Source organism: Streptomyces sp. NPDC031418 (assembly GCF_055581605.1).
Genome location: NZ_JBVIJC010000012.1, coordinates 97,564 through 112,716, shown reverse-complemented (window position 1 = coordinate 112,716; position 15,153 = coordinate 97,564). Strand labels below are relative to the sequence as shown.

The 15,153-nt window shown below is 74.6% G+C and carries 6 protein-coding genes; 1 reads left to right on the top strand and 5 read right to left on the bottom strand.

Annotated features, from left to right (window positions below; genetic code table 11):
- Positions 1-57: 57 nt before the first annotated feature.
- The gene (locus ACZ5CZ_RS19605; RefSeq protein WP_468944367.1) at positions 58-7,851 is read right to left on the bottom strand and encodes a type I polyketide synthase; all 7,794 of its coding nucleotides are present in this window, start codon (positions 7,849-7,851) and stop codon (positions 58-60) included.
- 393 nt (positions 7,852-8,244) lie between these two features.
- On the opposite strand from ACZ5CZ_RS19605, the gene ACZ5CZ_RS19600 reads away from it, so the two are divergent.
- A complete protein-coding gene (locus ACZ5CZ_RS19600) occupies positions 8,245-9,072 on the top strand; it encodes a class I SAM-dependent methyltransferase (protein WP_385844335.1) in 828 nt (275 codons plus the stop codon).
- Between the two features lie 12 nt (positions 9,073-9,084).
- On the opposite strand, the gene ACZ5CZ_RS19595 is transcribed toward ACZ5CZ_RS19600, so the two are convergent.
- From ACZ5CZ_RS19595 to ACZ5CZ_RS19580, 4 genes are all read right to left on the bottom strand, one after another.
- Positions 9,085-9,504, bottom strand: coding sequence for a MarR family winged helix-turn-helix transcriptional regulator (locus tag ACZ5CZ_RS19595; protein ID WP_467540828.1), 420 nt, complete (start codon positions 9,502-9,504; stop codon positions 9,085-9,087).
- A gap of 39 nt (positions 9,505-9,543) precedes the next feature.
- A complete protein-coding gene (locus ACZ5CZ_RS19590) occupies positions 9,544-10,551 on the bottom strand; it encodes a 3-deoxy-7-phosphoheptulonate synthase (RefSeq protein ID WP_385844337.1) in 1,008 nt (335 codons plus the stop codon).
- Positions 10,552-10,996: 445 nt separating this feature from the next.
- On the bottom strand, positions 10,997-13,228 hold the full coding sequence (locus tag ACZ5CZ_RS19585; RefSeq protein WP_468944363.1) for an anthranilate synthase component I: 2,232 nt from the start codon (positions 13,226-13,228) through the stop codon (positions 10,997-10,999).
- Positions 13,229-13,313: 85 nt separating this feature from the next.
- Positions 13,314-15,029: an AMP-binding protein gene (locus ACZ5CZ_RS19580; protein WP_468944361.1), complete on the bottom strand. Its 1,716-nt coding sequence runs from the start codon at positions 15,027-15,029 to the stop codon at positions 13,314-13,316.
- Positions 15,030-15,153: the final 124 nt, after the last annotated feature.

Below are 15,153 nucleotides of genomic sequence, written 5' to 3'. Positions count from 1 at the left end.
TGGCCATGGTCCCTCACTGATCGGTTGCCTTGGAACGACGTTCTTCGCGGTGCGTTGCTACTCTTCGCCGAGCATGAGCCGCACCAGATCGTCGGCGTCCATCTCGTTGATCCGCTGCTCTGCTGCCATCAGTTCCTGCGCACGTTCCCGCGCCCTTTCGTCTTCCGGTTCCGCTTCCGGCTCGCGGGTCTCCGCACCGTCCGCGAGCGCCGTTTCCAGCAGGAAATCCACCAGTTTCCCGAGCGAGGGCCGGTCGAAGATCACGGTGACCGGCAGCCGGAGACCGGTGTCCTCCTGGAGCCGGTTGCGCAGCTCCACCGCGATCACCGAGTCGACGCCCAGCTCCTTGAACGGCTGGCGGTCGCCGATCGCGTCCGGGTCGGCGTACCCGAGGACGCTCGCCACCTGGGCGCGGACCACCCGGGCGGCCTCCTCCCGGCGCCGCCCCGGATCCAGCTCCGTGAGCCGCCGCGCCCAGGTCCCGGCCTCGCCGCCGGCCCCTTCCGGATCCGCCGGCTCCGACTGCCGTACCGCCTCCCGGACCTCGGGCACCTCGTCGAAGAACCGGCTCGGGCTCTTGGCGGTGAACGCCGCGTGGAACGCCGTCCAGTCCACGTCGGCGACGACCGGCGCGGCCGCGTCGTCGTCCAGGCACCGCGCCAGCGCCCCGATCGCCCGCTCCGGGTCCAGCAGCCGTATCCCGCGCCGGACGATGGCCGCGTCCATGCCGTCGCGGGCCATCATCCCGTCGCCGGCCCAGGGCCCCCAGATCACCGAGGTGGCGGGCAGCCCCTGGGCCCTGCGGTACTCCGCGAGGGCGTCCTGGTAGGCGTTGGCCGCCGCGTAGCCGCCGTTGCCCGCGCTGCCCCACATCCCGGAGACGGACGAGAACAGCACGAACGCGTCCAGGTCGTGGGTGATTTCGTGCAGATGCAGCGCGCCCTCGGCCTTGGCCCGGACCACCTCCGCGAAGCGCTGCGGGGTGAGCGCGTCCAGCGGGACGTTCTCGATCAGACCGGCCGTGTGGACGACCGCCCGCACCGGGTGGCCCTCCGCCTCCAGCTCGGCCAGCAGCCCGGCCAGCGCGGCCCGGTCGGCGACGTCGCAGGCGCGGACCGTGACCCGGGCGCCGAGCGCGGTCAGGTCCCGGGTCAGCGCGTCGGCCCCCGGTGCCGCGGGTCCGCTGCGGCTGACCAGCACCAGATGCTCCGCGCCCTGCCCGGCCAGCCAGCGTGCGGCGTGCGCGCCGAGCGCGCCGGTGCCGCCCGTGACGAGCGTGGTGCCCCGCGGTGTCCAGGACGGCCCGGTACCGCCGTCCGGCCGCGGCGCGCGGACCAGCCGGCGCACGAACACCCCGGCGTCGCGGACCGCGACCTGGTTCTCGCCGTCGCCCGCACCGGCCAGCACCGCGGGCAGCAGCCCGAGCACCGCGGCGTCCGGCTCGTCCGGCAGATCCACCAGCCCGCCCCAGCGCTCCGGCCACTCCACCGCGGCGACCCGGCCGAGGCCCCAGACCGCGGCCTGCGCCGGTGCGGTCACCCGGTCACCGGCACCGACCGCCACGGCGCCCTGCGTCACACACCACAGCTGTGCGTCCGTCCCGGCGTCGGCGAGCGCCTGGACCAGCGTCAGGGCCTCGCTCCCGGACTCCGCGGGACGGTCCGGCGAGCCCGGCGCCGGCAGCCACAGCACCCCGGCCGACGGCGCCCCGGCGCGCAGCCGCTCCGCCAGCTCGGCCCGTCCGAGCTCCGCCGGCACCGCCAGTACGGCCGCCTCGGCGCCGCTGCGGGTGAGGGCGTCCAGCAGGGCCGGCACCGGCCGCCGGTCCGGCGCATCCGCCGCGGTCCGCGGGGCCTCCGGTACGACCACCAGCCACCGGCCGGACAGGGTGCCCAGCGGCGCCCGCGGCAGCGGCTGCCAGGAGATCCGGTACCGCCAGGAGTCCACCAGCTCCCGTTCGTCCTGCCGCCGGCGCCAGTCGGCCAGGGCCGGCAGCAGCGCCCGCAGGGCGGCCACCTCCGCGATGCCCGTCTCGGCGGCCAGCGCCTCCGCGTCCCCGCGCTCCACCACGTCCCAGAACCGGCGGTCCGCCGCGCTCTCCGGCGCCGCGGCGGGCTCCGGAGCGGGCGCCGTCAGCCAGTACCGCTCGTGCTGGAAGGCGTAGGTGGGCAGCTCCGTCCGGGTCGCGCCGGAACCGGCGAACACCGCCGCCCAGTCCACCGGCGCGCCCAGCGTGTACGCCTGCGCCAGCGAGGTCAGGAACCTCCGCGGCCCGCCCTCCCCGCGGCGCAGCGAGCCGACGACCGCACCGGACCCGCCGAGCGCGTCGATCGCCTCCTGGGCGCCCACGCTCAGTACGGGATGAGGGCTGATCTCGAACAGCAGGGTGTGCCCCCGCTTCAGGACCGTGCCCATGGCCCGCTCGAACTGCACCGGTTCGCGCAGGTTGCGGTACCAGTACCCGGCGTCCAGCTCGCGCGTGTCCAGCAGTTCGCCGGTCACCGTCGAGTAGAACGGCACCTCGCCCGCGCGCGGCTCGATCCCGTCGAGCGCCTCCAGCAGGCGTTCCCGGATGGCCTCGACCTGGGCCGAGTGCGCCGCGTAGCTCACCGGGATCCGCTTGGCCCGCACATCCCGGGCGGTGCACACGGCGACCAGCTCCTCCAGCGCCGCGGGCTCACCCGAGACCACCACCGAGGAGGGCCCGTTGACCACCGCGAGGTCCAGGCGCTCGTCCCAGCAGGGCAGGGCGCGCACCCCCTCCGCCGACAGTGCCACCGACACCATCCCGCCGAGGCCGGAGATCGCGGTCAGCGCCTGGCTGCGCAGGGCCACGATCCGGGCCGCGTCCGGCAGCGAGAGTCCGCCGGCGACACAGGCCGCCGCGATCTCGCCCTGGCTGTGCCCGACCACCGCGGTCGGCCGCACCCCGTACGACTCCCACAGCCGCGCCAGCGACACCATCATCGCGAACAGCACCGGCTGCACGACGTCGACCCGGTCCAGACCCGGCGCGCCCGGCACCTCGCGCAGCACGTCCAGCAGCGACCAGTCGGTGACCGCGTCGAGCGCCGCCGCGCACTCGTGCATCCGCTCCCGGAACACCGGGGAGGAGTCCAGCAGTTCCACCGCCATGCCCGCCCACTGCGCACCCTGGCCCGGGAAGACGAACACCCGCTCCGCGTCGCCGGCGGCCCGGCCCTGGACGACCGTCTCCGCCGGGGCGTTGCGCGCCAGCGTGTCCAGGGCGGCCTCCAGCGCGGGCCGGTCGTCGCCGATCAGCACGGCGCGGTGCGCGAAGGCGGCCCGGGTGGTGGCCAGGGAGAGGCCCACGTCGGCGGCGCCGGGTGCGGTCCGCCCGTCGAGATGGGCGCGCAGGGCGGCCGCCTGCGCGCGCAGCGCCTGCGGGGTCTTCGCGGACAGCGGCCACAGCACCGGGCCGGCCGGGGCCTCCACGGCCTCCGCGAGCGCCTCGGGGTCCGGCAGCGCCTCGGCGGCCGGGCGGTCCTCGGGCGCCTCCTCCAGGATGGCGTGGACGTTGGTGCCGCTGATCCCGAACGAGGAGATGCCCGCCCGGCGCGGCCGGCTGCCGCGCGGCCAGGGCACCGTGTCGGTGAGCAGCGCCACCGCGCCCGCGGACCAGTCGACATGCGGGGTCGGCGCGTCGATGTGCAGGCTGGCGGGCAGCCGCCCGTGGTGCAGCGCCATCACCATCTTGATCACCCCGGCGATGCCCGCGGCGGCCTGGGTGTGCCCGATGTTGGACTTCACCGAGCCCAGCCACAGCGGCTGGTCACCGGCGCGGTCCCGGCCGTACGTGGCCACGAGCGCCTGCGCCTCGATCGGGTCGCCGAGCCGGGTGCCCGTGCCGTGCGCCTCGACCGCGTCGACGTCCCGCGGGGTCAGCCGGGCGTTGGCCAGCGCCTGCCGGATCACCCGCTCCTGCGACGGCCCGTTCGGGGCGGTCAGACCGTTGCTGGCGCCGTCCTGGTTGACCGCCGAGCCGCGCAGCAGCGCGAGCACCCGGTGCCCCTGGCGCCGGGCGTCCGACAGCCGCTCCAGCACCACCATGCCGACGCCCTCGCTCCAGCCGGTGCCGTCGGCCGCGGCGGCGAACGGCTTGCAGCGGCCGTCCGGCGCCAGCCCGCGCTGCTGGGCGAACTCCACGAACATGCCCGGCGTCGCCAGCACCGTCACCCCGCCGGCCAGCGCCATGGTGCACTCGCCCTGTTGCAGGGCGCGGCTCGCCATGTGCAGCGCGGTCAGGGAGGAGGAGCAGGCGGTGTCCACGGTGACCGCGGGACCCTCCAGGCCGAGGCTGTAGGCCACCCGCCCGGAGATGACACTGGCCGTGGTGCCGGTCAGCACATAGCCCTGCCCGCCCTCGGCCGGCTCGCCCAGCCGGGGGCCGTAGTCCTGCGCGGTCGCGCCCGCGAACACCCCGACCCGGGTGCCGCGCAGCGCGGTGGGGTCGACCCCCGCCCGCTCCAGCGCCTCCCACGCCGTCTCCAGCAGCAGCCGCTGCTGCGGATCCATGGCGAGCGCTTCCCGCGGGCTGATCCCGAAGAAGCCCGCGTCGAACGCGGCCGCGTCGTAGAGGAACCCGCCCTCCCGGGCGTAGCGGACGTCCGGGTTCTCCGGGTCGTGCAGTTCGGTGCGGGGCCAGCCGCGGTCGGTGGGGAAGCCGGAGATCGCGTCCTTGCCGGCGGCGACGAGCTGCCAGAGGTCCTCGGGCGAGCGCACCCCGCCGGGGAACCGGCAGCCCATGCCGACGATCGCGATGGGCTCGTCGTCCGCGGCCGCCGCCTGCGGGGTGTCGTCCGCCGGCTGCTCGCCCGTCGACCGGGCGCGCAGGAAGCGCACCAGCTCGTCCGGTGTCGGGTAGTTGTAGATGAGGGTGGGGGGCAGGTCGGTCAGACCGGTCGCCTCGGCCACCCGGTCCCGGAACTCGACCGCCGTCAGCGAGTCGAACCCCAGCTCCTTGAAGGTCCGTCCGGTGTCCACGGTGTCGGTCGAGAAGTGTCCGAGCACCGTCGCCACACTCGCCCGCACCAGCTCCGGCAGATCCGCCGCCGGAGCGGTGCCCGCCACCTCATGCGGGGTCTGCCCGGGCGCGGTCGGGGCATTGGCCGGTTCCCGGAGCGCCCGGTCCGGCGCGGCCGGGGCCTCGGCCGGGAGCGGCCCGGGGCCGCCCGCCGCGTCGAACCAGTACGACGCGCGCTGGAAGGCGTACGTGGGCAGGTCGACCCGCTCCTCGGCCCAGCCGGTGAGCGGCGTCCAGTCCACCGTCGCCCCGCGGACGAACGCCTCGGCCAGCGCCGCGACGACCGTGTGCTCCTCGGGCCGGCCGTCCCGCAGCAGGGGCACGACCGAGGCGCCCGGCAGCCCGTCCTCGGCGGCCAGGCCTTCCCGGGTCATCGCGGTCAGCCCGCCGGGCCCCAGCTCCAGACAGCAGGTCACGCCCTCGGCGCGCAGCAGGCGGACGCCGTCGAGGTAGCGCACGCAGGCCCGGATGTGCCGGGCCCAGTAGTCGGGTGAGCCCAGCTCGTCGGCGGTGGCGATGCGGCCCGTGACGTCGGAGATCACCGGGATCCGCGGTGCGGAGTAGTCCAGCCCCGCGGCCACCTCGCGGAACTCGTCCAGCACGCCGTCCATGTGCGGCGAGTGGAAGGCATGGCTGACCCGCAGCCGCTTGGTCCTGCGGCCGTCGGCCGCGAACCGGGCGGCGACGGCCGTGGCGGCGTCCCGGTCGCCGGAGACGACCGTGGTCCGGGGGCCGTTGAGGGCGGCGATCGACACCAGCCGCTCGTCGTCGGGCAGCGCGGCCCGTACCTCCCGCTCGTCGGCCTCGATGGCGATCATCGCGCCGCCCTCGGTGGCCTGCTGCATCAGCCGTCCGCGCGCCGCGACCAGGGTGCAGGCGTCGGCGAGGGAGAACACCCCGGCGACATGCGCGGCGGCCAGCTCGCCGATGGAGTGGCCGAGGAGGACGTCGGGGCGCGGCCCGCACCGCTCCACCAGCCGGAACAGCGCGACCTCCAGCGCGAACAGCGCGGCCTGGGTGTAGCGGGTCTCGTCGAGCAGCTCCGCCTCGGGCGTGCCCGGGTCGGCGAAGAGCAACTCCCGCAAGGGACGCGGCAGATGGGGATCCAGTTCCGCGCACACCTCGTCCAGGGCGGCGGCGAACACCGGGACCGTGGCGTACAGCCGGCGTCCCATGCCGGGCCGCTGGCTGCCCTGCCCGCTGAACAGGAACGCCGTACGGCCCGCGCCCCGGGCCGTGCCGCGCACCACGTTCGGCGCGGGCACCCCGCGGGCGAGCGCCGCCAGGCCGTCCAGCAGCTCACCGGTGCCGTCGCCCAGCACGACGGCGCGCTCCTCGAACGCGGTGCGCCGGGCGGCGAGCGTGAACCCGACGCCCGCCGGGCTCAGTTCCGGGCGGCCGGCGACATGCGCGTGCAGCCGCTCCGCCTGGGCGCGCACCGCGGCGGCCGAGCGGCCGGAGACCACCCACGGCAGCGGCGAGAACGCCCCCGGCGTCCGCGCGGGCGCCGGCTCGGCCACCGGCACGGCCTCGGAGAGCACCACATGGCAGTTGGTGCCGCCCATGCCGAACGAGCTGACACCGGCCCGCAGCGGGGCGTCCTCGCGCGGCCAGCCGGTCAGCTCCGTCTGCACCCGCAGCCGCAGCTCCTCGAAGGGGATCCGCGGGTTGGGGGTATGGAAGTTGAGGCTCGGGGGCAGCTCCCGGCGGCTGATGCCGAGCGCCGTCTTGATGAGCCCGGCGACGCCGGCCGCGGCCTCCAGATGCCCGATGTTGGTCTTCACCGAGCCCACCAGCAGCGGTGCGTCCGGCTCCCGACCGGGGCCGAACACCGCGCCCAGCGCGGCCGACTCCAGCGGGTCGCCCTTCTTCGTCCCGGTGCCGTGCAGCTCGACGTAGCTCACCTCGGCCGGGTCGACCCCGGACCGCTGGTACGCCTCGCGCAGCACCTCCTCCTGCGCCCGGGCGTTGGGGACGGTGAGCCCCTCGCTCGCCCCGTCGTTGTTCATCGCCGTGCCGTCGATCACGCAGTAGATCCGGTCGCGGTCGGCGAGCGCGCGGGAGAGCGGCTTGAGGACGACCAGACCGGCGCCCTCGCCCCGCACATAGCCGTTGGCGCGCGCGTCGAAGGTGAAACAGCGGCCGTCCGGGGACAGTCCGCCGAACGTCTCGGAGTGCCGGGTGCTCTCCGGGGAGAGGTTGAGGTTCACCCCGCCCGCGAGTGCCAGCTCCGCCTCGCCCCGCCGCAGACTCTCGCAGGCCAGGTGCACCGCGACCAGCGAGGACGACTGCCCGGTGTCCAGCGCCATGCTCGGCCCGCGCAGATCCAGGGTGTACGACACCCGGTTGGCGATGATGCTGCGGTGCAGGCCGGTCATGCTGTGCCGGCCGGCCGTGGCCGTGCCGTCGCGCCGCACCGCGGTGGCGTAGTCGTCCCACATGACGCCCACGAAGACACCGGTTCTGCTGCCGCTCAGCTCCGCCGGGACGACACCGGCGTCCTCCAGCGCCTCCCAGCTCAGTTCCAGCATCAGCCGCTGCTGCGGATCCATGGCGGCGGCTTCCCGGGGCGATATGCCGAAGAATTCCGGGTCGAACTGGTCGACCTGGTCCAGAAATGCACCGGCACCGGCATCGAGCCCGCGTCCGGCCGGGGCCTGCGATACGGCGTCGGTACCCTCGCGCAGCAGTGTCCAGAAGGCCTCGGGGTTCGGTGCGCCAGGGAATCGGCAGGACAGTCCGACAATGGCGACGGGTTCACCGGTCACGCTGGTGCGGTCAGCTGCGAATGGCCGGGCGGTGCGCATGAATCTCCCGAAAGTCCGACGACCGAGAATGTGGCTGGAAGAGAGCGGAAGAAGGGACGGAGGAAGGGACCGGGATACCGGGCCGCGCCCTGGTGGTGCGCGGTCGCTCAGGGTGGCGGAGCGTGTCCGTCCGCCGGTGCAGACTGCCTGATCGCATCAGGCACAGTCAGTAGACCCCGACGCTCCGTGGGCTGTCCAATAACATCGCCCATGGCATCGATAACCCGTCTTATGAGGGGCGTGCTCAACACGGCGGAAACAACTCGGAAATAGCGCGGAATAGGGGCTCCAGGTGGGCCGAGTAGTGCGTTGACAAACGGAGTTCACTGTTTGTAGCGTCCGAGCGGCGGTGCGCGTGCACCGGTCGGGGAAATAAGGAAGGGCATATCAGGGATGGCCGAACAGCAAATTCCCACCGCGGCGGATGTCGGCAGCATGTACGACCAGTCGACGGACCTTCTCTCCGAAGTGATGGGGGGAAATATCCACCTCGGTTACTGGCACAGTGACGAGGACGACGCGTCGGTCGAGCAGGCCACCGACACCCTGACCGACATGGTCGCCGAGCGGCTGGGACTCTCCTCGGGCCTCAGGGTGCTGGACGTCGGCTGCGGCAGCGGCAAGCCCGCCGTCCGGATCGCCGGCCGGTGGGACGTACACGTCACCGGCATCACCATCAGCGCCCAGCAGGCGGAGACGGCCGCTGCCCGGCCCGAGGTCGGCGAGAACAGCGGCCAGGTGGCCTTCCGGCAGGGCGACGGCATGGCCCTGCCCTTCGGCGACGCGCAGTTCGACGGCGTCTACGCCATCGAGTCCTTCCTGCACATGTCCGACCGCGGCAAGGCCATCGCCGAGGCGGCGCGGGTGCTGCGCCCCGGGGGCACGCTGGTCACGGCCAACCCGTACCAGCAGGGTGAACTGGACGAGCGGGAGGCCGAGATCGTCGCGGCGAACCGCCGGCTCTTCCAGATCCCGCCGCTCGGTGACGCCGACACCTACGTCGCCCACATGGAGAACGCGGGCCTGAAGGTCGTCGAGGTGCTGGACATCGGCGAGAACGTGCGGCGCAGCCACACGCTGGCCGCAGCCGCCATCCGGCAGGCCACCGAGACCTTCGACGACGCGTTCAGCGAGCAGCTCACCGAGGCCGCCGACATCATCGAGCGCTTCGGGGACCTGCCGCAGGTCGGCTACGGCATCATCGTCGCCCGCAAGCTCTGACGCACAGAGCGGTCAGGACAGGATCCGGCGCAGCAGATCCCGCAGCAGCGCCCGGTCCTGTTCCGGCAGCGCGGCCAGCGGTTCGCGGGCGAAGTCCAGCGAGGCGTGCACCTGCCCGGCGGTGGACCGGCCCGCGTCCGTGGCGAGGACCAGTTTGACCCGGCGGTCGGCGGGGTCGGGCCGGCGCTGCACCAGACCGCGGGCCTCCAACCGGTCCACCAGCCCGGTCACATTGGACGGTTCGCACTTGAGCTGCTCGGCGATCCTGCGCATCGGCAGCGGGCCGTGCGACAGCAGGGCGAGCAGCCGCGCCTGGGAGCCGGAGAGCCCGTGCACGGCCGCGGCCGCCTCGTACTCGCCGTAGAAACGGGACACCATCGTGCCGATGAGGTCGATGACCTCCAGGGTCAGCGGAGACCTGGCTAACGTCATTTCACCAGCTTAACCATGCAGGTGACGGACTGTCCGGAGTCAGTACAGTTCGGCCAACGCAAAGGCCAGATCCAGTGCCTGCTCTTGGCCCAGGCGGGAACCGGCCAACTCCAGCCGGACCCCGCCCGGATGGCCGCCGAGGGCGCGGAGCACCTCGAAGAAGCCGCCGATCTCGTCCAGCACCCGGGCGGGCGTCCCGTCGGGCACCGGGTCGCACACCCAGCCCACCGGGGCGCCGCTCGCGGTGGCCTTCGCCACCAGCCCGGGCAGCCGGTCCCGCACCGCCGCCGCGCCCATCCGGACGAGGAACGTCAGCCGTCCCGGCTCGCGCCCCGGATCGAGGCGGTCGACCAGCGCAGGCACCTCGTCGGCCGCCGTGGCCGGCCCCAGCCGCACCCCGAGCGGGTTGCGGATGCCCGCGGCGTACGCCACCTGCGGGCCGTCGGGCCGGCGGGTGCGCCCGTCGAGCCAGAGCAGATGCCCGGACAGACCGTACCGTCCGCCGCGCTCGGCGGTCCGGGTCAGCGCCCTCTCGTACGCCACGTCCCGCGCCTCGTGACCGGTGAAGAACTCCGCCCTGCGCAGCGCCTCCGGCGTCGCCCCGCAGGCCTCCATGAAGCGGATCGCCGCGGCGATCCGCCGGGTCAGGCGGGTGTGCCGGGCTCGCGCGGGGGAGCGCGCCACGAAGTCCTGGATCTCTCCGTGCACCCGCCGTACGTCGGTGTGGTGTCCGGCGGTGAGCCCGCGCAGCAGGTTCAGGGCCGCGGCCGTGGCCTGGTACGTCCCCCGCGCCGGCGCCCCGTCGCCGAGCGGTCCGACCACCTTCACGACCGGACGCGCACCCGCGTAGGAGAGTACGACGGCCATCCGCAGCAGCGTCCCGAACGCCTCGGCGACCTGCCCGCCCGCGACGTCGTCCGCGGCCAGCAGGAACGCCTCGCCCCGCGCGACCGCGGCGAGCCGCGCCCGCAACCGGTCGCACTCACCGGGCAACAACAGCGGCGGACACCCCGCCAGTTCGGCGAGCGCGCCATCGACCCCACCCATCAGCCACCCCCCTCACCCACGCCACCGCGCTCGGGACCCGCTCCGGTGCCGGAGGGCGTGCCGCCGAGGAGCGCCGGCTTCGTGCCCGGGCCCGCGGGTCCACCCCGTGGGGGTGCCGTGGTCGGCCGGGGTGCCGGGTTCGGGGCCGGATCCGGGGGTCCACCTGGTGGGGGTGCCGTGGTCGGCCAGGGTGCCGGGTTCGTGCCCGGGCCCGCGGGACCACCCCGTGGGGGTGCCGTGGTCGGCCGGGGTGCCCGGTTCAGGGCCGGATCCGGGGGTCCACTTGGTGGGCGTGCTGTGCTTGGCCAGGGTGCTGGGGTCGTGCCCGGGCCCAGCGGCCCACCCGGCGGGCGCGCCGCTCTCGGCCGGGGTGCCGGGCGCGCGGCCGGGTGTCTTCCGGCGGGGGGACGGGGGGTTCTTGTTGTGGAGGGGCCGGGTGGGGTGGTCACGAGCGGGGGCCGGTCACCGAGGCGGCCGTGCGGCCGCGGGCGAGGGAGGTCACGGCGCCCGCGACCACCAGATGGCCGCTCCGGCCGCCCGCCGACATGATCGACTCGGGGTGGAACTGCACCGCGGCCAGCGGCCGTTCCCGGTGCTCGACCGCCATCACCACGCCGTCCCAGGTCTCCGCGGTCACCCGCAGCTCCGCCGGCATCTGCGCCGCGCTGGCGTACAGCGAGTGGTACCGGCCCACCGTGAACTCCCGGGGCAGCCCCGCCAGCAGCCGGCTGTCCTGCGCGGTCACCCGGACCTGGGACGACTTGCCGTGCACCGGCCGGTCCAGCACCCCGAGGCTGCCGCCGAAGTACTCGACGAGCCCTTGCAGTCCGAGGCAGACCCCGAACACCGGCAGGTCCAGCCGCTCCGCCTCGGCGAGCGTCGCGCCCAGCCCGAAGTCGGCGGGGCGGCCCGGCCCCGGTGAGAGCACCAGCAGATCGGGCCGTTCCCGCGCCAGCACCGGCAGATGCCCGGGGCTGCGGTACGTCGTCACGCTCGCGCCGGTCTGCCGCAGATAGTCCGCCAGGCAGTGCGCGAACGAGTCACGGTGATCCACCATCAGGATCCGCAGCCCCTCGCCCGGCCGGTCCGGGCCCACGGTCAGCGGCCCCGGACCGGAGTGCGGCAACGGCACGGTGAGCACGTCGAGCAGCGCCCGCGCCTTCAGCTCGGTCTCGGCCTCCTCCGCCTGCGGCGAGGAGTCGTACAGCAGGGTCGCCCCCGCCCGCACCGTCGCCACCCCGTCCCGCACCTGGATGGTGCGCAGGGTCAGCACCGTGTCCAGTGTGCCGTCGAAGGCGAGGCAGCCCACCGCGCCCGCGTACCAGCGGCGCGGCGAGCGCTCCACCCGCTCGATGAACTCGACCGCCGCCAGCTTGGGCGCCCCGGTGACGGTCACCGCCCACAGATGGGCGAGAAAGCCGTCCAGGGCGTCCCGGCCCGGCGCGAGCACCCCGCGCACCCGGTCCACGGTGTGGATGAGCGTCGCGTACGTCTCGATCCGCCGCCGCGCCGTGACCTGCACCGAACCCGGCACACAGACCCGCGCCTTGTCGTTGCGGTCGACATCCGTGCACATGGTCAGCTCCGACTCCTCCTTGACGGAGCCGAGCAGTTCCCGCACGCGTTCGGCGTCCTCCAGGGCGTCGCGGCCCCGGCGGACGGTCCCGCTGATCGGCGCGGACTCCACCACCAGCCGGTCGCCGAGCCCGGCCGGGTCGCCCTCGCGCCGTACCCGTACGAACATCTCCGGGGAGGCGCCGATCAGATACTCGCCCTCCCCGAGGTTGGCCAGCAGGCTGTGCGGAGCGGGGTTGGTCTCGCGCAGCCGTCTGAAGAGCACGGAGGGCGGCTCGGCGCAGGCTCGGCGGAACACCTGGCCGGGCACCACCTCGAACAGGTCGCCGGACCGGAACAGCTCCTTGGCCTGTTCGACCACCTCGGCGTACTCACCGGGCGCGTGGTCGCGCAGCCGGCCGGGGGAGCCGGGGGCGAACGGCGCGGCCTCGGTGGTGCGCTCCAGCCCCTCGGTGCTCGTGCCCTCGGCGCTGAACTCGTAGACGTGCCGCAGCGCCTCGTCCCGGCGCAGATCCAGCTCGTGGATCTCGTCCGGCAGATGCAGCACCAGGTCGCGGTCGTCCGGGTCGCGGACCTGGTGCAGCTCGACGGGCTCCACCTGGAACAGCAGGTCGTAGCCGAACGCGCCGTACAGGCCCAGCAGTCGGTCGTCCGGTCCCGCCATGGCCGCGAGCAGCGCGCGCACCGCCTGGAACACCCCGGCGTGCGCGGTACGGTCCTCCTCCGCGAAGACCCCGCCCGGCCCCGGCGCCCGTCCCACGACCTCGTCGGCGTCGGCCGACCACTCGGTCAGCACCGGCTCCAGCGCCGCCCGCAGCGCGGGAAGCAGCACCCGGCCCCGGGAGTTGAGCGCCCGGACGGCCACCCGGTCACCGCGCACACTCACCTCGACCGGCGGATCGGCATAGCCGATGACCAGGTCGTCACCGCAGTACCGCAGCATGCCGCGCCGCTGGTCGAGGGTGTTCTCCAGCCGGGCGCGGGCGAGCCGGGCCGGACCGGCCGGCAGCGTCGAGCGGTGCACGCCCACCCCGGCGGGCGTGGTCCAGCGTGCCGTGCGCCGGTCGGGCCAAGGGGTGCCGACGGCGTCCGTCAGCGACATGAGAACTCACCTGCCTGAAAGAACCGGAAAAGATAAGGGGAGACGGCGCGCGGCCGGCGGACCGGATGCGCGGCTGCCGGGCCGGTCAGGGACGGTCCACCGGCGCACCCGCGCGCAGCACATGGCGCTGGAGCTTCCCGGTGGCGCCGATCGGCAGCGCGGCGACGAACTCCACGAGCCGCGGATACTTGTACGGGGCTATCTCCGACTTGACGAACTCCTGGATGTCCCGCGCGAGTTGCTCACTGGGCTCGACCCCGGGCGCCGGCACCACGAAGCCCTTGACGACCGAGCCGCGCTCCGCGTCGGGCACGCCGACCACCCCGCAGTCGAGGACGGCCGGATGACGCAGCACCGCCTGTTCGACCTCGGGGGCGGCCACGTTGTAGCCGGCGGTGACGATCATGTCGTCGGCGCGGGCCTGGTAGCGGAAGTAGCCGTCGGCGTCGCGGACGTAGATGTCGCCGGTGATGTTCCAGCCGTCCTGGACCTGGGCGCGCTGCCGGTCGTCGCTGAGGTAGCGGCAGCCGGTCGGCCCCTGCACCGCGAGCCGCCCCGGCACGCCGTCCGGCACCACGGCGCCCTGCTCGTCGATCACCCGGGCCCGGAAGCCGGGCACCGGCCGGCCGGTGCAGCCCGGCCGGATGTCGTCGTCGGCGGCCGAGATGAACACGTGCAGCATCTCCGTGGAGCCGATGCCCTCGATGATCCGGTGACCGGTGGCCCGTTCGAAGGCGTGCCAGGTGTCGGCCGGCAGCGCCTCCCCGGCCGACACACAGCGCCGCAGGGACCGCAGATCGTAGGTGTCGATGCGGCGCAGCGCCGTCCGGTAGGCGGTGGGCGCGGTGAACAGCACGGTGACGCCGTGCCGGCCCACCGCGGTGAACAGCTCCTCCGGGGCGGCCTTCTCCAGCAGCAGCGCCGACGCGCCCGCGCGCAGCGGGAACACCAGCAGTCCGCCCAGGCCGAAGGTGAAGGCGAGCGGCGGGCTGCCGCCGAACAGGTCGTCCGGCCGGGGCCGCAGCACCCGCGCCGAGAAGGTGTCCGCGATGGCCAGTACGTCGCGGTGGAAGTGCATCGTCGCCTTGGGCAGCCCGCTGGTGCCCGAGGTGAACGCGATCAGGGCGACGTCGTCCGCGGCCGTCGGCACCGCCGCGAACTGTGCGGGCTTGGCATCGGCGCGCCGGTTCAGCTCGCTCCCGGCGTCCCCGTACTCCATGACCCGCAGCCCCGGCAGCCCGGCCCGCTCCAGCTCGTCGGTGTAGCCGCTGTGGCACAGGGCCAGGCCGATGCGGGCCTTGGTGGCGATCTCGCGCAACTCCGTGGCGCGCAGCAGCGCCATGGTCGTCACCGCCACCCCGCCCGCCTTCAGCACCGCCAGCCAACAGGCGGCCAGCCAGGGCGAGTTGGGCCCGCGCAGCAGTACCCGGTTGCCCGGCACCAGACCCAGGTCCTCGGTCAGCACCCGGGCGATCCGGTCGACATGCTCCCGCAGCAGCCCGTACGACCAGACCCGGCCGGACCCGTCGCGCAGGGCGGGCCGCTGGGCGCCGAACCGGGCGATGGTCGCGTCCAGCAGCTCCTCCGCGCAGTTGAGCCGCCCGGGATAGTGCAGCTCCGGCAGGTCGAAGACCAGCTCGGGCCACTCCCGTCGCGGCGGCAGACTGTCGCGGGGGAAGGTGTCCAGATGCGCGGACGGTGCCAGTGGTTGCAACGTCGCTCCTCGGTCAGGGGCCCCGCCGCGGAGACACGCCGATTTCTCTGTCTGGGCTCCGCGTGCCGGGGCTTCCGGTGAGCCCATGCTGGGGGCGCACCGTCCCTTGCGCCCTGGCCGTGGCACCTTCCTGCACCTTCGGGCAGTGGGGTGGCCCTCGGCCGCCCCGGCGGAGTACAGGCCCGCGCGGGGCCGCCCCGGCTCAGGGCCG

Bases quoted from the DNA above. Each gene is read 5' to 3' on its own strand.
- ACZ5CZ_RS19605 (WP_468944367.1), bottom strand. From the start codon at position 7,851: ATGCGCACCGCCCGGCCATTCGCAGCTGACCGCACCAGCGTGACCGGT.
- ACZ5CZ_RS19600 (WP_385844335.1), top strand. From the start codon at position 8,245: ATGGCCGAACAGCAAATTCCCACCGCGGCGGATGTCGGCAGCATGTAC.
- ACZ5CZ_RS19595 (WP_467540828.1), bottom strand. From the start codon at position 9,504: ATGACGTTAGCCAGGTCTCCGCTGACCCTGGAGGTCATCGACCTCATC.
- ACZ5CZ_RS19590 (WP_385844337.1), bottom strand. From the start codon at position 10,551: ATGGGTGGGGTCGATGGCGCGCTCGCCGAACTGGCGGGGTGTCCGCCG.
- ACZ5CZ_RS19585 (WP_468944363.1), bottom strand. From the start codon at position 13,228: ATGTCGCTGACGGACGCCGTCGGCACCCCTTGGCCCGACCGGCGCACG.
- ACZ5CZ_RS19580 (WP_468944361.1), bottom strand. From the start codon at position 15,029: ATGGGCTCACCGGAAGCCCCGGCACGCGGAGCCCAGACAGAGAAATCG.